Source organism: Mesorhizobium sp. M0771 (assembly GCF_040320155.1).
Taxonomy (GTDB): domain Bacteria; phylum Pseudomonadota; class Alphaproteobacteria; order Rhizobiales; family Rhizobiaceae; genus Mesorhizobium.
In genome coordinates this window covers 43,177-66,790 of record NZ_JAMYPC010000023.1, presented here as the reverse complement: position 1 = coordinate 66,790, position 23,614 = coordinate 43,177, and the positions used below count along the sequence as shown (strand labels likewise).

Here is a 23,614-nt window from a genome sequence, read left to right as displayed (position 1 = left end):
ATTTCTTCCCGGTTTGCAGCTTGATGGTTGTCGTTCATACTTTGATCCATGCGACACGGTCCATGGTCGAATTGGCATGTGCGCCTTCGGAACGCTCGTTCTGCCCGACAAGGCGTGAATCAATCGTCGCGAACGGCAGTAAGAGACATGCGGCTGCCATCCTGCGCGATCATTGATTTAATACCGAGCGAGCCGGCGTCCGCTGGGTAATTTGCTGGCCATGACCTTGTCGATGCGTCTGCCGTCAAGATCGACGACTTCAAACCGCCAGCCGTCCGCTTCGACCGTTTCGCCTGTCGCCGGCAAATGGTGCATGTGCGACAGGATGAAACCGGCAACTGTTTCATAATCGCGATTTTCTGGGAGCTCGATGGCAAGGTGATCACACATCTCGTCAACGGGCATATACCCCGCAAGCAGCCATGACCCATCCTCGCGCTGCACGGCGGCCGTTTCTTCCTCGGCTTCCAGATCGGAACGGAACACGCCTGTGATCGCCTCGAGGATGTCGGCCGGCGTCACAATGCCCTCGAAATGACCGTACTCGTCATGGACCAGGGCCAAAGGCACCTGTGCTCCTTTCAGTGTTGTCAGCACATCAAGCGCATCCGCCTGGTCGTGCACGATCGGCGCATTCTGCAGGTCAGGCCTGAGATCGACCTTCTGCCCATTGAGCATGCCCGCCAGTACCTTGCGGGTCTGCACGACGCCGATCATTGCATCGACCGTACCTTCGGCAATCGGCAGCAGAGAATGCTCCGTCTCGATGATCGCCTTGCGCACTCTCGTTTCTTCCCAGGTAATGTCGATCCAGTCCACATCGGTCCGTGGTGTCATAACGGCGCGCACCGCCCGGTCTCCCAGACGCATGACGCCCGCGATCATCCGGCGTTCGTCTGCCTCGATGGTGCCGTGATGCTCGGCTTCGGCAACCAACATTTTGATTTCCTCATCGGTGACTTTTTCCTTGGACTCGCCTTTCTGGCCTAAGAGCCACAGCAAACCACGACCGGAGAAATCCAGTAAGAACACCAGCGGTGCGCCAATTTTCGCAACGATGGTCATCGCCGGAGCTACACGCATTGCTATGCCCTCCGGATTGCGAAGTGCAATCTGCTTGGGAACAAGTTCTCCCACGATCAGAGAGGCATAGGTGATGACTGCCACTACGATACCGACACCCAAGGCGTCTGCAATGTTGCCGGGCACGCCGCTAGCGGCCAAGACAAATGACAGGCGCTCGCCCAGCGTAGCGCCTGAGAAGGCCCCGGAAAGCACGCCCACCAATGTAATCCCTATTTGGACAGACGATAGGAATTTTCCGGGATCGGCACCAAGCGCCAGCGCACGATTGGCACCCTTCAGGCCTCGTTCGGCCATACCTTTGAGCCTAGCCGGTCGCGCCGAGACAACGGCTAGTTCCGACATTGCAAGCAGGCCGTTGATGCAGATCAGGACGACGACGGTCGCGAGTTCAATGTAAAGCATAGCGAACGTTTAGCATCTGCGAAGCGGGAACGAAAAGGTGCATTCGACCACTATGTTGCAGCGATCCGTAGCAAGGACCGACGGCAGATACACCAATGCGACTGCTTGAGCGGAAGGTCGGACAAGCTCGTACTACTGAACTTGGTGCGCTAAGCCTGGACGGACGGGACCGATCATAACGTTTAGGGTGAAAAGCAACCTTCCAAGGGCGGTACGCTCGATCAACGCGAGACTCGTGTTCGAAGATTCGCAAGGCAACAGGTTGGCCGAGATGCCGGTCCCGCGAACGATTTGCTGGCGTCAGCACCAGCATAGTGACCGATACGTCACACCCAGGGCGCGATCATGCCCGGCGATCGCGGTCATGCGTTGACAACCGGCGTGCCACGCTGATCGAGCTTGATTGGTTCATACGGGAACGGGCGGCGAGCGTGGGTGTATCCCCTGCTCATCGGGGGGCGACACATGAAAAATACTAGGCACGCGCTCATGGCGCTGACCGCCCTTGTCCTGGTGTTTGCCAACGGATTGGGCCTCGAAGCCCTCGCGAAGGGCCTCACCGTCGTTCCTCCCGGAAACCGGTTCGAGCAGCAGCCGCCGATTCCCGCAGCGTCAGCGAATAGGACGCGCGCCTTCAAGACAACTTACGACGCCAAGTACCACAAGATTCTGGCGTTGCTGAGTAACGATAAAAAGCTCGTGCAACAGATCAAGGATACGGCCGCTGCCTATGGTATCGATCCGATCCACGTTGTCGGCGCGCTTGTCGGCGAACATACCTACAATGTCAGCAGCGTTGATGCGGCGCAAACCTACTACGTCAAGGCCCTGGCATACGCCAACGCGGATTTCGAATTCCGCTACAAAGGCATTTCGCTGCAGTCGTTTGTCAATCGCCCGGAATTTTCCGGCTGCACCCCTGCCAAAGGGAGTTCGGCACTGTGGAGCTGCCGAACCGACGTCTGGAACACACAGTTCCTCGGAAAAACTGTCGGCAATGTCGCCTATGAGAACGTGACCTTTCAAAGGGCGTTCTTTCAACCGTTCTTCGCCGGCCAGACGTTCGGGCTTGGCCAGATCAGCCCTCTGGCGGCGCTGGAAGTGACCGACCTGGTCAATCGGGTGAGCGGCTTTGAAAAGCTCTCACCCGATCGGCCGCAGGCAATCTACCGCGACATCATGGATCCGAAGCGCAGCGTGATCTACACGACCGCCATCCTGCGGGAGGCGATCGACGCGTATGCCGAGGAGGGGTTCGATATTTCCGGGAATCCGGGCATTACAGCAACGCTCTACAATGTCGGCCAGCCGCAACGTCGCGCAGCCGAACTTCGCGAAGCTGCGGCAAAGGGATCCGGACGAAAGCTGCCGGTGGAGAATTACTACGGCTGGTTCGTAAACACCAAACTCGATGAATTGCGAGCCCTTCTTGACGGTCAAGGGTGAGCAATCAACGCTGGCCGCCGCGCGGTTAAGCGCGTTGGCAGACCATCACCCGCAGGTCAGGCGCCGCGCAGACGGAGCAGAGCCCGACATTGGTGGCGAAATTCGGAAGGCGGCATTTTCTAGAGTTGGCCTAAGTGCCATTCGAGCACCATTGAACTCAGAACGTCACGCGAGAATGTCAACGCGACGAACCCCCCCGGCAGTCCAATATGACTATGGCAAGTTTATCCGCATCTCGACCCGCCGGTTGACCGGGTCGTAGGGATAGGCGACTCTCGGATGGCTTTTGCCCTCGCCAATTGCCCTGATGCGTGACGGTTCGATTCCGTTCGATAGGAGGAATGCCGTCACTGATTGCGCCCGTCGTTCCGAAAGTCCTTGATTGTAGATAGCCGAGCCCGAGGCGTCGGTGTGGCCTTCGACGATGAAGTTATGCGCCCTTAGACGGTTGTCTTTCAGCGCCTTGGCAAATTCGCCGAGTTTTGTTCGCGCCTCCGGCTGCAACTCAGCAGAATCGAGGCTGAAATTGATCAACATGTCGAGGCCGGTTGGCACTGACGCGTCCGCTTTGCTCTTGCATTCGTCTTCAGTGCCGATGCATATTCCACGCGACGGGCCCAGATCAGTCGCATTGCCGAAAAACTTGACGATGTCTTCTGACGTTTGGACAGGGTCGGCAAACGAATTTGAAGACGCCAGCACAGTCGCCAGCACCAAGAAAGAAGTGCCTATCCGCATAGCGGCCTCCAGCATGGAAATCGACGTCACGATCGGATAATTCCCAAAATAAATCCGGAGCGCGTGCCGGGTCAACCACACTATGGTTGCGACAAGCCGAGATAAGTTACTCATTCAGCTGTTTCAGGGTGACAATCAGGCTCTTTGTGACTGCTGCCACTCCGCTGCCGGCGCGGTCAAGGATGCGAGAGACCAGCCGGCGCCACGTTTTCCTAGTGCTGCTGGGCTTTCACAGCTCGTGACCGCTTCCGTCGGAGGACGCCAGCCTCGAATTCGAGATCAGGCGCCAAGGCAGCGAGACGCTGGAGCCGCTGCAGGTCTCGACGGTGCCGCGCGCCTCGCCGGGCGACGAAGTCGACGGACCTGCGCGCCCTTTCTGCCGCCGCCTTCCATGTGCCGGACAGCCAGGGCCGTAAGGCGATCCGCTCAAACAAGGTTATTCGCGCCCAGTTGCGCCATGTCGGCCGGCTGGGTGACTATCTCTCGGAAAAGCGCGATGCCTTGCTTGCCCTGGGGCGCGCCATCGATTTCGCGTCCGCGATGACCGGGGACTGGGGCGACGAGAAGGTAGCGTCGCGAATGAACGGCCTGAAGCAAGGCGTGGCTTCGCTGGACGATTATGAGGTCCATCTCTCCGATAAGGTGCAGTTCCTGCTCGATGCCATGGTCGGGCTGATCGGCATCTCCCAGAACGACATTTTCAAAATCCTCACCATCGTCTCGATCGTTGGCATTCCGCCGACCCTAATCGCGGGCATCTACGGCATGAACTTCAAGACCATGCCCGAATACGACTGGGCCTTCGGCTACCCCTATGGACTGGCCATGATCGCTTTCAGCGCTATCATTCCGTTGGTTGGTTCAAGTGGCGGGGTTGGTTCTAAATATCGGGATTTGTCGCCTTGGTAGGGGTGAAGCAGGAAACCAACGAATGAGGCTCGACGAGATCACGCAAGCGACCATCGCTTTTATGCGGGCGCATGAGGCATGGGGCATTCCGCTCGTGACCATGCTGGCCTTCGGCGAATCGCTGGCCTTCATCTCGCTCTTACTTCCCGCGACCGTGATCCTCGTTGGCATCGGTTTTCTGATCGGCGAAAGTGGGATCGCGTTCTGGCCGTTGTGGCTCGCCGCTATCGTCGGCGCGGCACTTGGCGATTGGCTGTCTTTCTGGGTTGGCACGCGGCTGGGAGACCGGGTTTCGCACTATTGGCCGCTGAAGCGTTACCCAGATCTGCTTCCGCGTGGCCATAGATTCTTCGAACGCTGGGGTGGGCTTGGGGTGTTTATCGGCCGCTTCTCCGGTCCGTTGCGGGCATCCGTTCCGCTGGTTGCAGGTATCTGCGAAATGCGCGTCCTGACATTCCAGATCGCCAACGTCTCCTCGGCGATCCTCTGGGCGACAGGGATACTCGCGCCCGGTGCGTTCGGCCTCAAATGGCTGCAGGCTTGGATGTAGGCGACTCACGCCGGGCGAGCAGCTTGTCGATCCGCCTTCCAAGCAGTTACCCTTGAAGGCGCGGTAAGCCGCTCGCCCCGATCAGTGCACAGTGTCGGCCTTAGCGATTGCCCCTGGCCACCCGCCGGAGGGCCGGGTGGCACCCACATGGCCGAACCTCGACAACCGTCGCTAGAAAATGGCGATTTCGCCGAACTTTTCGACCCATAAGCCCGACCAGAGACGTGTATGCTGCATGCTTGGTCCTTGAGGATTGCTAATGGACAAGCCAGCCAAAGCGCCACTGTTCTCATATTTGGTCAAGCCGCACTTTCGGTTAAAATCGCCGGATCGCCTTCTCTCTGAAGCGGAGTTTGATCTTGCCCGGATAACTGTGGAGGATTTTCGGTTCGTGACCAGGGAGATGACCACAAATGTGGCGGAACTGCCCGCTGAAATCCGCGGTCGCAGTACCATTCTGCGGCGTTTGCTATCGGAGAGAGACTTGTTCAACGCGGGACGCCTCTTGATCCCGAGTTCGGGCCTGAGAGTTCTCGCGCGGATGCTGGATTTCGACCCTATTCACCCCGCCGTGCTTTTGACGTGCGGTAACTACCCTTGGGCCGGGGATCGGCTCCCGAATATCGCTGCTGTGTTCTCGCTAAAGGGGCAACCTCCTTTGACTGGGACCCCTTGGCGATTTCGGGACGACGCCGACGTCTCCCTCTCGGAATATCTGAAAGGTCTCGCGATCGCGGTACATGGAACACCGGTGCGGCGGAGGGAGGTCATTAAATACGTCGCGGATAAGAAGGCCGCGCATGTTTCGGATCATCGGAAACACTTGAGCGAGAAAGCAATCGACAGAGCGTGATCTCACATGTCGATCACAATTGAAAACCAAGGAAAGGAAAAATTCAACTTAACATGGTATATCTTGAGCTTCTTGCCGTTATTCAGCCGTTTAAATGGAGCGAGAGCATCACCCACTACATCACTAGAATGGATAAGTGGCTGAGATCAGCCGAGATTGTCTATCCGGAAGGAGCCCGATACGAGAATGTCAACCTGCCCATTGAACCGCTTTAGCGACGGAAAATCGGCGCTGCGCCCAACAGGCATCGCCGGAACAATCTTCATTGCCGCCCAAGTCGGTAACGTCGCGCGACATGGCCAACCGGCGGCCGGCCAACGTGTTTGGGGATGCAGCGGCGCGGACATGGAGAGGCTGCTAGTCTCGTTCCCCACGCCTCTGGACCAAGCCTTGGAGATGCCGACCTTTGGGGCGAAGGCGAAGCCGACAGCCGCGCGCATAACCGGCGTGGGGTTCTTCGACCGCATCCATGGCGCCACCGGCACCTCATCGCTGAACGGCTTGAACTGCACCAGATCCTGAAGATCGAGTGGCTGTAGCGACGAAGACTCTGGCGCGGGATGCCAAGGCGCCGCGGGGGCAGACGTTGCCCAGGCTTAGAGCGGCGACGCTTGGCTAACATGCCGGCGTCCAAGTCTCGCAGCTCGGAAGTTTCACCCTTACGGCTCTCCCAAAGAGTCTCGAAGGGGCGATGAAGCGGGGCCAGTTCATCCCCGGGACGAAATCCGACATACGTCGATCAAGCCTGCCCCAGAGCAAATACATGCGCCCCGACGTCCTTCACAAGTGCCAGCAATTCGGGCTGAGGCGTGACCCAGAAAGTTCGAAAAGCTTCCAGGAACCCCAGCCAAGGCACGTCATGCCCACTGACAGCCAGTACATCCTCGAACGCATCCGCCAGGGATGCGTGGAGTTGTCCGACGACGAGTTCGCCATCGACAGGCTGGCAAAATATGTCGGCAACGGGAGAATCCGCTGGCATGTCGAGTTCCGTGGGCATCGCATCGAGCTGACAACCGGCCAGATCAAGAAGCAGCCTACCTTTCGCAGGAAAATCCTCGAACAGGCCGGCGTTCTGCCGCCGCAGCGTGCCGGGGCGGACTATAGGCGATGGGCTCTCGATCTGAGGCGGAACGCCATCGAGCTTCCCTGGCGGGACAGGCCGGTCGATGCCGGTTTTGCCATCGACAGGCTGACCAGCCACGGCGATGGGCGCTGGACGGTGGAATACCAGGGCAAGGCGACAAAATTCACGACGACCAAACTGCGCAGGCAGCTCAGCTTCCGTAAACGCATGCTGGCCAAGGCCAAGGTGCTGCCGCCTGAACTGGCCCCAGCCGCTTATCGAAAGTGGATGGACTGGCTTATTCAAAACGCCACTGAGGCGGCACCACAGGCCGGCGAAATCTTGATGACGGAGAAAAGCTGGCTGGACGACCTGCCGGAGCTGGCCGGCTGGCAAGATGAGGCGCCGCCGGAAGGGACCGACTAGGGCAGCGACAGCATCTCCCATAAGGATTTATCCGCATTTTAACTAATGTAGATCATCCTTTCGGATTGTGTTCTCCCGGCTTTTGGACAGAGCAGAATGGTCGATTTCGTGGACAAGGATGACGTTCCAGCACCCGGCCCGCCCAAACGCTGGCGCGCAATAGCTTTGGCGGCACTCCAGATCGTCCCGCCGGTCATTTCATCATGGCCGGCTATTTCACCTATGTGACCTCGCACAACAAGCCGCCTGCAGACATGGCGGCGCTGGCCGTGTCGACATGAAATCGGGCGATGCTTCTCCAGAACTGCGCGATTGGGCAGCTGGCGTTCTCCGGCAGGAGTTTGGTTGCGCCCAAGCCAGCGGCCGGCGCCGCTCATCCAAGAGATTGCCTGAGGAGGCGCCGGCCAGGCGGGCATTGGGGTACCCGCCGACGCTACATTAGCATTGGTGCATAGATGCGATATGGCGCGAACGCGGAAGGTCGGCAGCCGCGGCACTACAGCAATTTTTCCCAAGACCCGGGCCCGCAACGCTGCAAGGCTTGTGGCGCCCAGCGTTTCCGCGAGGCTTGCCCTGGAGACAATCATGACGACGTTTCTCACCGCTCTCGCATCCGAAGGTCCGCCAGCCGACCGGGCGAAAGACATGGACCTCTATGGATGGTTGATTGGCAGCTGGGACATGGAGACGGTTCACCACCGCAACGACGGCACAATCCAGAAATCGGATGGCGAGTGTCACTTTGGCTGGGTGCTCGAAGGCCGCGCCATTCAGGACATCTGGATCAGGCCCAGGCGCCCTGCCCCGTCCACCATGTATGGCACGACCTTGCGCGTCTTCGATCCCGGGATCGGTGGCTGGCACATTATCTGGAGCGATCCGCTCAACCAGGATTACTCGCGCCAGATCGGGCGGGCCGAAGGCAAGGACATCGTCCAGATGGGCGCCGACTCGCGCGGCCTGCAGGCGCGGTGGCGGTTCACCGAGATCACCGCCGCCAGCTTTCACTGGATCGGTGAGGAGAGACGAGCGGAGAGCGACCCCTGGCGCGTGACATATGAACATTTCGCGCGCCGGACGGGTTCCTGAAGCACGCTTGCGCATTCAGCCCCTCGTGCCTACGGGCGAGGTACGACCATAGATTAGCGATAGCTCAATTAACACCAAACCAGTATCTCAAAACCCGCCGGTACAAGCGCGCCCAAGAACCTTCATATGTACCGAGCGCGAACTGAGGCTAGACAAGTGAAGATTCCAATAGCATTGTTGGCACTGGGACGGGGCTCGACCGGCAAACGCAAACGATGCTTGTCGGTGGTTGGCAACTGCTAAACCGTACAGCCGTAATTGCCACGGCTGCGAGACCAAGGAGTCCCAAGGATGCCGAACTCAAGCCAAACCAGCGATCAATGGTGGGTCAACGACCAGACGCCGGACAACCCGTACGGCAAAAGCGAAGATTACGGGGCCTTCCTCACCTACCTTGGAGCGCTGGACCGGTCGATAACGCCGGCGATCGCGGCGGGAACGCTGAGGATAAATGTCTCCGAGCTCAATGACCATCCCGAATACAAGGCCGCCGCGATCGGCGCCTTGCAGATGTGGGCCAGTGTCACCCCGTTGAAGTTCGAAATCGTCGACAATGCACCATACAACAGCGCAACGGACTGGATGCAGGTTGTCAGCCCCGAACTGGGCGAAGAGGACGACGGCAGCGCCTATTCCAACGACCGCTATGTCAGCATCGGCCAGCGTTTCCACGACACCGAGGTCAACAAGACGGATATTGGCGGCTATGTCTTCGATTCCTTCATCCATGAATTCGGTCATGAGTTCGGGCTGAACCACCCCGGGCTCTACAATTACAGCGGCCCAGGCGGCGTACAGATCAATTATCTGAACAATGCGACCTGGACCTACGACCGTCAGCAATACAGCGTCATGTCCTATTTCGACGGGATCGATGTCGGTGAAACCAGCCGCTGGTCGGCGTCAACGCCGATGATGGCCGACATCGAGGCTGTCATCCGCCGCTTTTTCTCCACCGTCGACGAGAACGGCGTGCGCACCTATCAGCATATCGATCTCAACATGGGCGACAACGTCTACGGCTTCGGCAGTGCCGTGGACGGCTACCGGCTGACCTCCTCGGGCATGCAGCACGATATCGGTTTTGTCATCCATGACACCGGCGGAACCGACACGATCGACTTCTCCGGCTCGACGGCCGGCACGATCCTCGATTTGCGCGCCGGACAGTTCTCCAGCGTCAACGGCCACAGCAACAATGTGTCGATCTTTGCCGGGCACAACGCCGATGGCACCGACTATTACATCGAGAACGGCATCGGCAGCAGCTATGACGACGTCCTGATTGGCAATGACGGAGCCAACGTGCTGGATGGCCGCGGCGGCGGCGACCGCATGGCCGGCAATGGCGGCGACGACACCTACTTCGTCGATTCCCTCGACGACATCGTGCGCGAGGAAGCGAATGGCGGGAATGACACGGTCGTTCTGCTGAACCGGAACTTGAATATCCGGAAAATCGCCAACGTCGAACACATCATCTACGCCGACGAGTCGACACTCCAGCCTGGAGACGGCGGCACCGAAACCGCACCGACCATCGGCGACAACACGATGACCAGCGTCATCTTCGGCGACAATGGCAACAATACGCTCGACGGCGGCGCCGGCGACGACACGATCTTCGGCCAGGGCGGCGATGACCTCATCATCGGCGGCCGCGACTCGCTCGCCAGCCGCGACATCAACAACACCATCGATGTCGCCGACCTTCCAGACCAGACCGAGAGCGACGACGGCAATGACACGCTCTATGGCGGCCGCGGCAACGATACGATCCTCGGCGGCCAAGGCAACGACATCCTCGACGGCGGCGACGGCGACGATACGCTGAGCGGCCAGGATGGCGTCGATATATTCCGGGGCGGCGCCGGCGTCGACACGGTAGACTTCAGCAAGGAGAGCCCCTTCCAACTGCTCGTCAACCTCGAGACGAACGTGGCCAGCGGCGGAACCGCCACGGGCGACACCTTCTACAGCATCGAGAACCTGATCGGCTCCGATGACCGCATCGACCGTTTCATCGGTACGTCGGCGGCAAATCATTTCTGGGGCCGGGGCGGCGGCGACTATTTCAACGGCGGCGGCGGCAACGACATACTGGATGGCGGCAATGACGGCGACATCCTGTACGGTGAAGCCGGCAACGACACGATCATCGGCGGCGCCGGCCAGGACTATCTGGATGGCGGCGCCGGCATCGATACGATCGTCTACGAAGGCAGCTCCGCCGGTGTGACGATCGACCTCGCCAATGGCACGGCCAATGGCGGCGACGGCGATGGCCCGGTGCAGATCGTCGGGCGCGGCACCGTTATCCGGCACGACATCCTGGTCGGCTTCGAAAACGCTGTCGGGTCGTTCTTCGACGACCATCTCATCGGCAACGCCCAGGCCAACAAACTTTCCGGCGGCGCCGGCAACGACACGCTGACCGGCGGTGGCGGCGCCGATATATTGAATGGCGGCGCCGGCAGCGACACGGCGGACTACGCCGACGCGGCCAGCGGGCAAAACCTCAAACTGGGTGGCGGCAAATCCGGCGGCGACACCTATATCTCGATCGAAAATCTGGCTGGCTCGGGCTTCAACGATCACCTGACCGGCGATGGCGCGGCCAATGTGCTGACCGGCCAGGGCGGCGCCGACAAGATCGACGGCGGCGGCGGCGATGACACCCTGCTCGGCGATTTCGCCTATCAGGGCGATGCTCCGCCACGCCCGGGCATGGGCACCGGCTACGCCACGCTCGGACCGGACGCGACCAACAATTCGGTCTCGACCGCCTTCGACATCTCGAACAACTTCTCGCTGACTGCCGACCCCGACATCTTCGATTCGACGACCACCCTTCACACCACCGTCAATGCCACCGGAAACGGCTTGGGCGGATATTACAGCATCAACCTGGCGGCCGGCACGATCATCACCATCGACATCGATGGCATTGCCGACCCCAATGTCCATGACAGCATCGTCAGGGTTCTGGACAGCGATGGCAATATCGTCGCCCAGAACGACGATGGCGGCAACGACCCCGGCTCCAACAACGGCCGCGATTCGAGCACCAGCTTCATCGTTCAGGAAACCGGAACCTACTATATTGTGGAGGGCGAATGGTCGGACTCCGCTCCTGGCGATGGCTGGGTCGAATCCGTGCCGGAGGGCTCGACTTACAAGCTGAACGTATCGGTCGAATTCCCGCCGGTACCAGCTCAGCCGGGCGTTGCGGGCGCCGATACGCTCAATGGCGGCGGCGGCAGCGACCTTTTGGATGGCGGGCTGGCTGCCGATACGCTGACCGGCGGCGCCGGCGACGACTATTTCCGCTTTTCGACAGAACTCGGGAACGGCAATATCGACTGGATCAAGGACTTCAAGGTCGCCGACGATACGATCCTGCTGGACAACCTCATCTTTGCCAGCGTTGGCGGCGACGGCGCCCTCGCCCTGGGCTCATTCTACAAGAGCGCAGCCGGCGCTGCTCATGATGCCGACGACCGCATCATCTACGACACCGACAGTGGAATATTGTCTTACGACGCCGATGGTTCCGGACAGGGAGCAGCCGTTCAGTTTGCACACCTGAACACAAATCTGGATCTTTCGGCTGCAGACTTCATTGTCATCTAACGCGTTGCCGGGAGGGGGTGCCGTCAGGCTGCCCTCCCGCATACCCCAGCGCAGTGAAAAGGGAGAGGACGCGATGACTGACCGCCGCACGGTGTTAATGGCCGCCGGAGTTGCGGCAGTCGCCGCGGCCACCGGGGCAGCGGCAGCGCAATCGCCAGATATTCGCGCGCCAGATATTCGCGCAACAGATATTCGCGGCGCCGTCACCTTTGTGGGCGGCAAGGCTATCCCGGAAGGTCATCTCGAGATCTATCTTGAGGATCCCGCCATTCAGGACAGTGGGCGACGCCGCGCCGCCAAAACCAGCCTCAAGAGCGAGGGCGGCTCAAAGACGATAGAATTTTCCTTGCCCCTGCCCGCAAGCTCGACCGCTTCACCAACGCTGCAGGTCGTTGCGCGCCTGGAGCGTGCGGACGGCTGGCTGGTGGCGCGGGGCAGCGCGCAGTTCCAGGCCGGCCTGCCCGTCCATGTCACACTCAAGGCAGTTATCTATTGAAGGACGAGATGCCATATCCTGATTGCGAGCCTGCATGCAGCTGACGCCATCGACGCCGCTTACGCTGGTCGGAATCCTGGCGTCCTTTCGACGTGCGTTTTCGGGCATCGTCCTGATGAGCGGTGTCGTCAACGTGCTGACCCTGACCGGTTCGTTCTTCATGTTGCAAGTCTATGACCGCGTCGTTCCGGGTCGCAGCGTGCCGACGCTGGTCGGCCTGGCGGTGCTTGCGGGAACATTGTTCGTGTTTCAGGGAGTGCTGGAGCTGATCCGCTCTCGCCTCATGGTGCGGCTGGGACAGGGGCTGGACGCAAAGCTGAGCCCGTCGGTCTATTCGGCGTTGATGCGCCTGCCGCTGCGCGCCAAGCCTTCCGGCGACGGGCTGCAACCCCTACGGGATCTCGATCAGGTCCGCTCCTTTATCGGCAGTGCCGGACCGACCGCTTTGTTCGACCTGCCATGGATGCCGCTCTATATCGGCATCTGTTTCATTTTTCATTTCTGGATCGGCGTTACCGCGCTTGCCGGCGCCGTTGTCCTGTTTGCATTGACGCTTCTGGCCGAATTCCGGACCCGCGGCCCGACAAGGATCGCCGGACAGCACGCAGCCGTCCGCAGCACGTTGGCCGAGGCGACAAGGCGCAATGCCGAAGCCATGCAGGCCATGGGTTTTGGCGGGCGTATCGCCGAGCGGTGGTCTGCCGTCAATGCCGAGTACCTGAACGCCCATGCGGCGGCCAGCGATGTCGCGGGAACGCTTGGCACGATTTCCAAGATCCTGCGATTGATGCTGCAATCGGCAATGCTGGCGATCGGCGCTTATCTGGTCATCAAGCAAGAGGCGACCGGCGGCATCATGATCGCAAGCTCGATCATGATGGGCAGGGCGCTGGCTCCGATCGAACTGGCGATAGCGCATTGGAAGGGTTTCATTTCGGCGCGGCAAAGCTGGGCACGCCTGAAGCAGCTTCTGTCCGCGCTGCCGGAAGGCGCAACCGGCGTGACCCTGCCCGCGCCTGTCAGCGCGCTGGCGGTCGAGAATGTCAGTGTCGCGCCGCCGGGCGAACGCGCGCCGGTGGTGTGGGATGCAAGTTTTTCACTGGCCAGGGGAGCAGGCCTGGGGGTCATCGGCCCGAGTGCTTCCGGCAAATCATCGCTGGTGCGTACGCTTGCAGGTGTCTGGCTTCCGGCGCGCGGCGCCGTGCGGCTGGACGGCGCGACGCTTGACCAGTGGCCGGCCGACGAGCTGGGTAAACATATCGGCTATCTGCCGCAGGATGTGCAGTTGTTCGACGGCACGATTGCGCAGAACATCGCCCGCTTCGACCCGGATGCGTCGTCCGACATGGTGCTTGCGGCAGCCAAGGCCGCCGGCGTGCATGATCTCGTCGTGCATCTGGCCGACGGTTACGACACAAAGGTTGGCGAAGCCGGCGCCTCGCTCTCGGCGGGGCAACGCCAGCGTGTCGCCCTTGCCCGCTCTCTTTATGGCGATCCGTTCCTGGTCATCCTGGACGAGCCGAATTCCAATCTCGACTCAGAGGGTGAAGTGGCCTTGTCCGCCGCCATCCAGGGCATCAGGGACCGCGGCGGCATCGTTATCGTCGTCGCGCACCGGTCAAGTGTGCTGGCCAATGTCGACACCGTGCTGGTGATGGCCAATGGCCATGTGCAGGCCGTCGGTCCGAAGGATGAGGTGCTGAACAAGGTCTTCCGATCGGCGGCACCGCTCAAGGTCGTTGCCGCCACGGAGAGAGGCGTTCCTGCATGAGCGAGGACAGATCCGCTTTGCATCATCGGCAGGTCCGCCGCTATCTCGTGGCTGGCGTTGCTACCTGTCTGCTGCTTGTCGGAGGTGTTGGCGGCCTGGCGGCAGTGACCAAGATGTCGGGTGCGGTGATCGCAGCTGGCCGGCTGGTGGTCGATTCCAATGTAAAGAAGGTTCAGCATCCGACGGGCGGCGTGGTCGGCGAGATCAGGGTGCGTGAAGGCGACCGGGTCAAGGCGGGCGATATTCTGGTGCGGCTGGATGAAACGACAACACGCGCCAATCTGGCGATCGTCTCAAAAGGTCTGGATGAGTTTTATGCACGGTTGGCGCGCCTGGAGGCGGAGCGTGACGGCAAGGACACGATCAGCTTTCCGGACGTTTTGACATCGCGGCGCGACGAAGCCGGTGTCGCCGCATCGATGGCCGGAGAACAATCGCTGTTCGATTTCCGGCACCAGGCGCGGTCTGGCCAGCGATCGCAATTGCGCGAACGGATCGCGCAGTTGAAGCAGGAGAGTGCCGGCCTGACCGAGCAGCTGCAGGCGAAACGCCGCGAGATCGAGCTGATCCAGATCGAGCTGGAAGGTGTGCGGTCGCTCTGGCATCGCAAGCTGATAGGAATCGACCGCATGACGTCGCTGGAACGGGACGCGGTGCGGCTCGAAGGCGAGCATGGCCAGTTGACCGCGGGAATTGCCCAGGTGAAAGGCAAGGCGTCCGAGATCGAACTGCAGATCATCCAGATCGACCAGGATCTTCGCAGCGAGGTCGCGACCGATTTACGCGATACCCAGGGAAAGATCTCCGAGTTCGTCGAACGCAAGGTAGCGGCCGAGGACCAGTTGAAGCGCATCGATCTGCGCAGCCCGCAGGATGGCGTGGTGCTGCAGTTGGCGGTGCATACGATCGGCGGGGTCATCACCCCCGGGGAACAGGTGATGCAGATCGTACCGGTGACGGACGACCTGACCGTTGAAGCGCATATCGCACCGCAGGATATCGACCAGGTGACGATGGGCCAGAATGCGATTTTGCGCCTGTCGGCGTTCAATCGGCAAACCACGCCGGAGCTGACCGGGACGCTGTCGCGGATCTCGGCCGATCTCACCATCGAAGAGCGCACCGGAGCAGCCTTCTATGTGGCGCGGGTGACGCTGCCCAAAACCGAGGTCGCCAAGCTGCGCGGGCTGGCGCTGGCGCCAGGCATGCCGGCCGAAGTGTTCTTCCCGACGGGCGACCGGACGATGCTTTCCTATCTGGTGAAGCCGCTGTCGGATCAGATCCAGAAAGCTTTCCGGGAAGAGTGAAGCCGCACCTTTGAGAGCTGAAGCCTCGGGACCGGCTGGTTGCCGGTCCCCAAGGGGTAGCCCTACTCCGCCGCCTCGTAGCCGGCGATGCCCTTGATCTCGAGGAAATCCTCGAGGCCGTATTCGGCGTATTCGCGGCCGTTGCCGGATTGCTTGTAGCCGCCGAAGGGCAGGCCGGCGTCCCATTGGGGATAGTTGATGTAGACGTTGCCGGTGCGCATTCGGGCGGCGACTTCGCGGGCCTTCTCGATATTCTTGGCCTGGATGTAGGACGCCAGCCCATAGACGGTGTCGTTGGCGGTGCCGATCGCCTCTTCCACTGTGTCGTAAGGCATGATCGCCAGCACCGGTCCGAAGATTTCCTCGCGTGCGATGCGCATGTCGGGCGTGACATCGCCGAACACGGTCGGGCGGATATAGTAGCCGCGGTTGAGTTCGGCCGGACGGCCGGGGCCACCGGCAACGAGCGTCGCGCCTTCATCTATGCCGGCCTGGATCAGGTCCTGGATCTTGTCGAACTGGATCTGGCTGACCACCGGGCCGAGCTTGGTACCGGCCGCATCGGCCGGGCCGACGGTCAATTTTTCGGCCGCCGTCTTGGCATAGCCGGTCGCCTCGTCGTGGCGGTCGCGCGGCACGAACATGCGGGTCGGCGCATTGCAGGACTGGCCCGAGTTGCTGAAGCAGCCGGCGACGCCCTTGCTGACGGCCTTTTCAAGATCGACATCGGGAAACAGGATGTTGGCCGACTTGCCGCCAAGCTCCTGATGCACGCGCTTGACCGTGTCGGCGGCCGCCTTGGCGACCAGGATGCCGGCGCGAGTCGAACCGGTGAACGACATCATGTCGACATCGGGATGGCTGGACAGCGCCTGGCCGACGCCCGGGCCGACGCCATTGACGAGGTTGAAGACGCCCTTGGGCACGCCGGCCTCGTCGATGATTTCGGCAAAGATGATGGCGTCGAGCGGCGCGATTTCCGAGGGCTTCAGCACCATGGTGCAGCCGGCGGCGAGCGCAGGACCGACCTTGCAGGTGATCTGGTTCAGCGGCCAGTTCCACGGCGTGATCAGGCCGACGACGCCGATCGGCTCCTTGACGATCAGCGACGAGCCCTTGACGTGGCGGAATTCGAACGACTTCAGCACCTCGGCCATCTTCCGCAGATGTGCCAGGCCAATGCCGACCTGGCTGTCGAGTGCCATCTGGCGCGGCGCGCCCATCTCGCGCGATACGGCCAGCGCCAGATCGGCGCTGCGCTTCTTGTAGACCTCGATTATGCGGTTGAGGATATCGAGGCGCTCCTCGACCGAAGTGAAGCCGAATGTCTCGAAGGCGCGCTTGGCGGCCGCAACCGCCTTGTCGACATCGGCCGTTGAGCCGAGCGAAATCTGCGCGAAAGCATCTTCGTTTGACGGGTCGATGACGTCGAGTGTGCTGGGCACGACAGGATCGACCCACACGCCGTCAATATAGAACTGCAGATTGTGTGACATGGGCTTCTCCTCGGGGGATTTCTGAATTGATGGGGGGCGATCGCCAGATCGTCGTATCGGTTCAGGGATAACGATGGGGCAAGAGCGATGTCAAACGCAAGGGCGGGCGATTGAGCCGACGGCTACAGAAGCGTGTGCCCCGCCGCGACCAGAAGCCCCCTTGCCGCGGCTTCATCCTTGGCTTTGACGAGCAGATGGTCACCATCGAAGGTGGATACCAGAAAAATGCCGAGTTCGTTTTCCGACAATGGTTTTATCACCGACAGCACGATGCCTGTTTCGTCGAAGGCAAAGGGACCTTGGAGTTTCAGGGCGACCCAGTCCCTGTCATGCTTCACCCCGTCCGGCACCCGATCCTGCAGGCAGACGACCGAAAGCTCGTCCTCTGTCCTGGTGATGCTGACGAAGCCCGGTCCTTCGGCCCAGCCGGGAATGCTCTCTTTTGCTTCGAGGCGCGAAACCGCATACCGCCCCGAGAGCGGCTTCAACCGGACCCTGACTGCCATCCGATCCTCCCTGTTATCGGCCATCACCCCAGTTTCTTGCTCATATAGACCGTCATGCCGTTCATGAACGGCTCCTCCCGGTCGATCGTATAGCCATGCCGTTTGTACAACAACACATTGGCCATGAAGGCGCCAATGGTCAGCAGGCGCAGCTCGAAGCAGCCGGCCTCCAGCGCATTCTGCTCCGCCCGTTCCAGCAACAGCCGGCCGATTCCCCTGCCCTGCGCCTGTGGCGCGACGCAGACATTCTCGATCCAGAGATGATCCTCGGCCAGCATGGTCTCGATCATGCCGACGATGCAGCCATTTTCGATGGCGAGATCGAACGGATGTTCGGCGACCGCCTTGTCATAGTCGGCGCGCATCGGCAGCGGCTCGCGGCCGATCAGAGGCACCCATTTGGCATAGGCGGCACGCACAATGTCCTTGATGGCGGCAGCGTCCGCCGGTTGGGCCGGCCGAAACAGGATGGAAGAATTGGACATGGCAAAGGCTCCAGACATGAAAACCCCGCCGGCAGACGTCGCGGGCGGGGCTGGAACGAACGAACCGGAATTTTATTGGGCCGGTCCTTTTCGTCGCGCAAACAGCTTGCCGCGCTGCGTGGTGCAGGAACGGCGTCGCTTGGCGATGGCGAACGAGAAAACGAACATGACGCCACGCTGGAGCAGGAAGCGCGGCGCTGTCAAGATTTTGGCGTTGGCCCAGCCTCCGAGTTGACCCGCGCGGCTAGAGCGGGCGGCGCCGGCAAGGCCATAAGTGTACTGCCAGGCAACGCCAGTCTTCACCTTGCGCGGTGGTTGCTCGCCTAAACTGCTGCGCCGTCGAGTAGGGCTCTCGTACGCGTACAAAAAAACAGCAACAGCTAATATTGTTGGACATTCAACCTACCATTGGTTCAAATTTCTATTTGATCTAATCTTGGCATCATAATATAAGCGGAGAAGCACTGGACGGGCTGACGGGGGGGGGCGCCATGCATCGGGGGCTGGCAAAGCGTACAATCTCACGTTTGTTAGGCGCGATGACGGTCGTCTACGCGCTCGCGGGCACGACGTCAGCGCTCGGGCAGTCTTGTAGTCCCACACAGACAGCTCATGCTTTTAGCTTTACTGGCGGCGACCAGTCCATCTCGGTTCCTGGCAACACCCATTCCGCCACAGTATACCTCAAGGGAGCGCAAGGCGGGGTTGGCAAGAGCGGCGCCGGCACCATCGGGGGCAGCCCATTGAGCCCAGGCGGCGCCGGCGGGCTCGGCGGCCAGGTGAGCGGTTCCTTGACTGTCGCGCCGGGTGACATCCTTTCTGTCGGCGTTGGCGGCCGTGGCTCGCTCGCGGTCAATCCCGGTGGCGCGAGCGGTACTCCCGACGGCGGCAATGGTGGCGGGGCGACCGACCTGCGGCTGGGCGGAACCCGCCTGGCAATTGCTGGCGGCGGTGGCGGCGGTGGCAACGGGGGCTGGCACACTACAAATTCGATAGCTGGTGGCGCCGGTGGCAAGAGCGGGGGATCCGGCTCGGCAGGAACCGATGTTTCGGGCGGCCTTGGCCCCTTTGGCGGTGAAGGTGGCACTGTAGGTGCCGGTGGCGCGATCGGCGCTGGGTGCGATAGTTTTCCTGGCACGGCCGGTCAGACAAATGGCCAAGGCGGAACTGCACGAAATTTCTCAGGGTCTTTCCTGGGCGCCGGATATGCTGGTGGCGGCGGTGGCGGGGCTACTGTCGGCGGCGGTGGTGGCGGCGCAGGCGTCGGCACGACCTCGTGCCAGCAGAACTGGAACGGCGCCGGCGGCGGCGGCGGCGGCGGATCATCGGATGCCGGCTCGCTGCAATCGGCTGCGGTGGCGGAAGGCGTCAATTCAGGCGATGGGTCCGCATTGATCTGTTTTGATGAGCCGCTCTATGTGATCAGCGGCACGGCGAGCGGTCAGACCGGGACGGTGAGTTTGAAATTGACATCAAGCTCGCCGGCAGGGACGCAAACCAGGGACGTGAATGTCGGCGATACCACCTTTGCCTTTGCGGATGGCCTACTGACCGGCTCCAACTGGAGCGTTGATGTTACTGCCAAGCCGGCCGACCAGACATGCACGGTCACGACGGCCTCGGGCACGGTGGCGGGAGCCGACGTGACCAATCTTGTCCTGTCCTGCACCACGGTGAGGGTGGAGTTTTCGCCGGCAACATTGCCGAATGCACATATTGGCACGCCGTACAGCCAGACCATCACCGCAAGCAGCCCCAATGGCGGCGCCGCACCCTACACCTTCACCGTGGTTTCCGGCTCGGTGCCTCCCGGCCTCGCACTCTCGCCTGGGGGTACACTGGCTGGCACACCCACTGTCGCGGCCAATTACGATTTTACGGTGCGGGCCACGGACAGCAACGGCTTTACCGGCCAACGTGACTACACTGTGGTCGTCGAGATCCACTTGCCGTCGGCACAGGACCACACGCTGGACGTGATGGCCGGAACGACCGGGTCCCTCGACCTGACGCAAGGGGCTACGAATGGGCCGTTTACCAGCGCCACGATTGCCTCGCCGCCGCCGAGCGAAGCGGGCACGGCTTCCATTGTGCCCGATGGCGGCGCTTATATCCTGCAGTTTGCCGCGGCAGCCACCTTTGCCGGCACAACCAGCCTGACCTACACGCTCTCGAATGCCGACGGAACGTCACCTCCGGCAACCGTGACCATCAACGTCACGGCACGGCCCGACCCCTCCCGCGATCCGGAAGTGATCGGCCTGATTCGGGCACAGGTGGAGGCGGCAAAGCACTTCGCCGACATTCAGATCCAGGGATTTGGACAGAGGCTGGAACAGCTCCACAATGAGGGCGACCAGCGCCACAATTCGATAGGCCTCAGCGTTGCCGTCCAGCAATCGTCGGACAATCCCGACGCATACGCTCAGCAGCAGAATGCGGCGAACGATCCGGCGCTCGCCGCAATCGCCACGGCATCGTCGCAGTCCACTTACGGAGCGCCCAATCCGGAGCGCATTCAGCCCAACGCCAACGCAAAGCAGGACAGGACTTCGACCGGCGCGTCGCCGATCAAGACCGGACAGTCTTCAACTGGCACGGACGTGGACACCCAGACGTCGTCACTGCCGGCCGAGAACCCATTTGGCGAACTGGCCTTCTGGAGCGGCGGCTACGTCAATTTCGGCACCGATGACGATGGAGCCATCAAGCTCGACCATACGCTGGTCGGCGTGAGCGTCGGTGCCGACTACCGCTTTTCCCCGACCTTCACCGCCGGTCTCGGGTTTGGCTATGGCCATGACGTCACCGACGTCGGGAGCAACGGCACCGAAAGCCGCGCCCATGCCATCTCGGTCGCCGCCTATAGCAGCTACCGCCCGGCGCCAGATTTTTTTGTCGATGGCCTTGCCGGCTATGGCGCCCTCAATTTCGACAGTGAGCGCTATGTGACCGATACCGGCGATTTCGCGTCTGGAACGCGCGACGGAAGCCAGGTCTTCGGGTCGCTGACGGCGGGCTACGAATTTCGCCGGCCGGACTCTCTGATATCACCCTATGGACGTCTGTCGGGGTCCCACTCCACGCTTGACGGCTTCACCGAGACGGGTGGCGACATCTATAATCTGACCTTCGGCAAGCAGACCGTCGACACGCTGTCGGGCACCCTTGGCCTGCGCATCGAGAACAACATTCCTACCAGCTGGGGTCTGCTCACACCGCGCGCGCGCTTTGAGTATACGCACGACTTTGCCGGCTCCAGCCGCGTCAGCCTCGGCTATGCCGATATCGGCACCACGCCCTACGCGCTGGACGCAGATGCCTTTTCCAACGACTATTTGTCAATCGGGCTCGGCGTCGATGCGCAAATCGGCGGTATTGCCTTCGGGCTGAACTACAGCACCGCGGTCGGCAGCAACGGCGACAGCCAGGACCATACGATCGCCGCGCGAATTGGGATGAAATACTAGGGCATGATCCCAAAAAGTGGGGTTAGATCGTGAGGGAATTCATCATGATCTAGGGCGGCTCCAGGTTTCGCCCGGCCGCTCTTTCTCATTCTGACCTCGGCCGCCCTAAACGTTCACAAAAATCGATCATTTCAACAAAAACAATTCGTTGGAAAGATCGATTCCGGAATGACATTCTCCTGAGGTACTTGCGTGGAGAATTGCATTGTCTTCCGCCGCCCAGCTAGCGAACGATATTCCGATCAGCATGATTTCCGCCGATCTGGCCGTGGGCCGGAAGCGGCTCGGTTCCGTGTGGAATGGCGTCATCCCCGGGATCGTGCTGGTGGCGATGATCACGGGGGTGGCCTTCTCGGCCCATAATGTCTCCGGCTTCGCGCTGTTCAGCCCGATGATCCTCGCCGTCGTCGCCGGCATGATCTATTCCAACGTGCTCGGCACGCCCGCCCACGCCAAGGCCGGCATTGCATTCTCGCAGAAGCGCCTGCTGCGCTTTGCCATCGTGCTGCTCGGCTTTCAGCTGACGCTCGGACAGGTTGTCTCCATCGGCGCCGGCGGCGTCGGCATCGTGGCGCTGACCCTTGGAGCGACCTTCGTCTTCACCATTACGCTTGGCCGGCTGATCGGCGTCGACGCCAAGCTGGCGCAGCTGATTGCCGCCGGCACCTCGATCTGCGGCGCTTCGGCGATCGTTGCCACCAACATCGTCACCGATGCGCGCGACGAGGACGTCACTTATGCCGTCGCCTCGATCACGCTGTTCGGCACCGTCGCCATGCTCGGCTTTCCGCTGCTGGCGCCGGTGCTCGGCCTCGACCAGCACGCATTCGGCCTGTGGGCCGGCGCCTCGATCCACGAGGTGGCACAGGTCATCGGCGCCGGCTTCCAGAACGGCGCCCAGTCCGGCGAGATCGCCACCGTCGCCAAGCTGACCCGCGTCGCCCTGCTGGCGCCGATGGTCATCGCGCTCGGCCTGATGGCGCGCCGCAAGAGCAATGGCGATCGCCCAAGCGACCAATCCGGTGCGCGGCCGCCGATGCCGTGGTTCGTCGCCGCTTTCATCGCCGTCGTGGCGCTGAACAGCCTGGTTGCCGTGCCGGCCGAAGTGAAGTCGGCCATGGCGTTCGCCACCACCATCATGCTGACCATGGGGCTCGCCGCCATGGGTCTGCAGGCCAACATTTCGCAGCTGCGCTCGCGCGGCCTTCGCCCGCTGGCGCTCGCCTCCTGCGCCTTCCTGTTCATCGGCTGCTTCAGCCTGATGCTGGTGAAGTTCGCTTAATCCTCGAACGAACTCGCCGCGACATAGATCGCGGCAAGCGCCTCGATGCCCGCCTGGTCGTCCTTGTCGAAGCGGCCGGGCGCCGGGCTGTCGAGGTCGATCAGGCCGAAGACGCCGTCATTGTCCCTCAGCAGCACGACGAGTTCCGAGCGCGAGTCGGCGTCGCAAGCGATGTGGCCGGCAAATTCATGCACATCCTTGACCAGCATCGACATTTCGAGATCGATGGCGGTGCCGCACACGCCCTTGCCGACGGCGATGCGCACGCAGGCCGGCTTGCCCTGGAACGGTCCGAGCACCAGCTCCTCGTCGGAGGCCAAGAAATAGAAGCCGGCCCAGTTGAGATCGGGCACCATCTGGAAGATCAGCGCCGATGTGTTGGCGGCGTTGGCGACGGAGTCGCTCTCGCCTTCCAGCAGCGCCTTCAACTGGGTGGCCAGTTCGCGGTAGAAGGCCGGCTTGTCGGTGCTGTCGATGGTCTGGGCCGCAAACATGGCGTCGTCTCCATTGCCGGCGGGCCAAAAAGCCCGTTACATTTCCTGTCTGCCACCAATGACGCTCCCAGGAAATACACAATTGTGAATACCGACCGTGCCAGCCAAA

The 23,614-nt window shown here is 61.4% G+C and carries 19 protein-coding genes; 13 read left to right on the top strand and 6 right to left on the bottom strand.

The genetic code is table 11. From position 1 onward, the window contains the following. Nucleotides 1-177: 177 nt before the first annotated feature. Entirely contained in the window at nt 178-1,488 is a 1,311-nt protein-coding gene (locus NKI05_RS27350) for a hemolysin family protein (RefSeq protein ID WP_352723749.1), read from the bottom strand. A gap of 489 nt (nt 1,489-1,977) precedes the next feature. On the opposite strand from NKI05_RS27350, the gene NKI05_RS27345 reads away from it, so the two are divergent. Next, nucleotides 1,978-2,934 carry a DUF1402 family protein gene (locus NKI05_RS27345; RefSeq protein ID WP_023672572.1) on the top strand — a complete coding sequence of 319 codons (957 nt, stop codon included), beginning with the start codon at nt 1,978-1,980 and terminating at the stop codon, nt 2,932-2,934. A gap of 213 nt (nt 2,935-3,147) precedes the next feature. Here the strand turns inward: NKI05_RS27345 and NKI05_RS27340 are convergent, their stop codons facing one another. Further along, nucleotides 3,148-3,672, bottom strand: a complete 525-nt coding sequence (locus NKI05_RS27340; protein ID WP_352793661.1) for an OmpA family protein — start codon at nt 3,670-3,672, stop codon at nt 3,148-3,150. A gap of 393 nt (nt 3,673-4,065) precedes the next feature. Here NKI05_RS27340 and NKI05_RS27335 point away from each other — a divergent pair, with 393 nt between their 5' ends. From NKI05_RS27335 to NKI05_RS27290, 10 genes are all read left to right on the top strand, one after another. Continuing rightward, a complete protein-coding gene (locus tag NKI05_RS27335) occupies nt 4,066-4,581 on the top strand; it encodes a CorA family divalent cation transporter (RefSeq protein WP_050591962.1) in 516 nt (171 codons plus the stop codon). A 22-nt stretch (nt 4,582-4,603) separates the two neighbouring features. Then, the gene (locus NKI05_RS27330) at nt 4,604-5,131 is read left to right on the top strand and encodes a DedA family protein (RefSeq protein ID WP_023672568.1); all 528 of its coding nucleotides are present in this window, start codon (nt 4,604-4,606) and stop codon (nt 5,129-5,131) included. Nucleotides 5,132-5,390: 259 nt separating this feature from the next. After that, nucleotides 5,391-5,984, top strand: a complete 594-nt coding sequence (locus tag NKI05_RS27325; RefSeq protein ID WP_023682877.1) for a hypothetical protein — start codon at nt 5,391-5,393, stop codon at nt 5,982-5,984. Nucleotides 5,985-6,170: 186 nt separating this feature from the next. Next, nucleotides 6,171-6,506, top strand: a complete 336-nt coding sequence (locus tag NKI05_RS27320) for a hypothetical protein (RefSeq protein WP_156939254.1) — start codon at nt 6,171-6,173, stop codon at nt 6,504-6,506. A 337-nt stretch (nt 6,507-6,843) separates the two neighbouring features. Further along, on the top strand, nt 6,844-7,476 hold the full coding sequence (locus NKI05_RS27315; protein ID WP_023682880.1) for a hypothetical protein: 633 nt from the start codon (nt 6,844-6,846) through the stop codon (nt 7,474-7,476). Nucleotides 7,477-8,061: 585 nt separating this feature from the next. Further along, nucleotides 8,062-8,565, top strand: coding sequence for a hypothetical protein (locus NKI05_RS27310; protein WP_023682882.1), 504 nt, complete (start codon nt 8,062-8,064; stop codon nt 8,563-8,565). Between the two features lie 291 nt (nt 8,566-8,856). Continuing rightward, on the top strand, nt 8,857-12,198 hold the full coding sequence (locus NKI05_RS27305) for a M10 family metallopeptidase C-terminal domain-containing protein (protein WP_023816249.1): 3,342 nt from the start codon (nt 8,857-8,859) through the stop codon (nt 12,196-12,198). A 73-nt stretch (nt 12,199-12,271) separates the two neighbouring features. Further along, nucleotides 12,272-12,694 (top strand): hypothetical protein, encoded by a 423-nt coding sequence (locus NKI05_RS27300; RefSeq protein ID WP_023682883.1) that lies wholly within the window; start codon nt 12,272-12,274, stop codon nt 12,692-12,694. Between the two features lie 34 nt (nt 12,695-12,728). Beyond that, the gene (locus tag NKI05_RS27295; protein ID WP_352793642.1) at nt 12,729-14,465 is read left to right on the top strand and encodes a type I secretion system permease/ATPase; all 1,737 of its coding nucleotides are present in this window, start codon (nt 12,729-12,731) and stop codon (nt 14,463-14,465) included. Then, the gene (locus tag NKI05_RS27290; RefSeq protein ID WP_023689671.1) at nt 14,462-15,772 is read left to right on the top strand and encodes an HlyD family type I secretion periplasmic adaptor subunit; all 1,311 of its coding nucleotides are present in this window, start codon (nt 14,462-14,464) and stop codon (nt 15,770-15,772) included. The genes NKI05_RS27295 and NKI05_RS27290 overlap by 4 nt, the downstream gene beginning before the upstream one ends. A 62-nt stretch (nt 15,773-15,834) precedes the next feature. On the opposite strand, the gene NKI05_RS27285 is transcribed toward NKI05_RS27290, so the two are convergent. The 3 genes from NKI05_RS27285 to NKI05_RS27275 form a co-directional block, all read right to left on the bottom strand. After that, nucleotides 15,835-17,268, bottom strand: a complete 1,434-nt coding sequence (locus NKI05_RS27285) for an aldehyde dehydrogenase family protein (protein WP_023752025.1) — start codon at nt 17,266-17,268, stop codon at nt 15,835-15,837. Between the two features lie 122 nt (nt 17,269-17,390). Then, nucleotides 17,391-17,774 (bottom strand): ACT domain-containing protein, encoded by a 384-nt coding sequence (locus NKI05_RS27280; protein ID WP_023752026.1) that lies wholly within the window; start codon nt 17,772-17,774, stop codon nt 17,391-17,393. Nucleotides 17,775-17,797: 23 nt separating this feature from the next. Continuing rightward, on the bottom strand, nt 17,798-18,259 hold the full coding sequence (locus NKI05_RS27275) for a GNAT family N-acetyltransferase (RefSeq protein WP_023816252.1): 462 nt from the start codon (nt 18,257-18,259) through the stop codon (nt 17,798-17,800). Between the two features lie 743 nt (nt 18,260-19,002). Between NKI05_RS27275 and NKI05_RS27270 the strand changes: the two genes are divergently transcribed. Beyond that, complete coding sequence (locus NKI05_RS27270) at nt 19,003-21,729, top strand: autotransporter domain-containing protein (RefSeq protein WP_352793639.1); 2,727 nt, start codon at nt 19,003-19,005, stop codon at nt 21,727-21,729. Nucleotides 21,730-21,976: 247 nt separating this feature from the next. After that, the gene (locus NKI05_RS27265; protein ID WP_444848994.1) at nt 21,977-23,011 is read left to right on the top strand and encodes a YeiH family protein; all 1,035 of its coding nucleotides are present in this window, start codon (nt 21,977-21,979) and stop codon (nt 23,009-23,011) included. Here the strand turns inward: NKI05_RS27265 and msrC are convergent. Continuing rightward, the gene (gene msrC / locus NKI05_RS27260; protein WP_023698045.1) at nt 23,008-23,505 is read right to left on the bottom strand and encodes a free L-methionine (R)-S-oxide reductase MsrC; all 498 of its coding nucleotides are present in this window, start codon (nt 23,503-23,505) and stop codon (nt 23,008-23,010) included. The two genes, NKI05_RS27265 and msrC, sit on opposite strands and share 4 nt — an antisense overlap. Nucleotides 23,506-23,614: the final 109 nt, after the last annotated feature.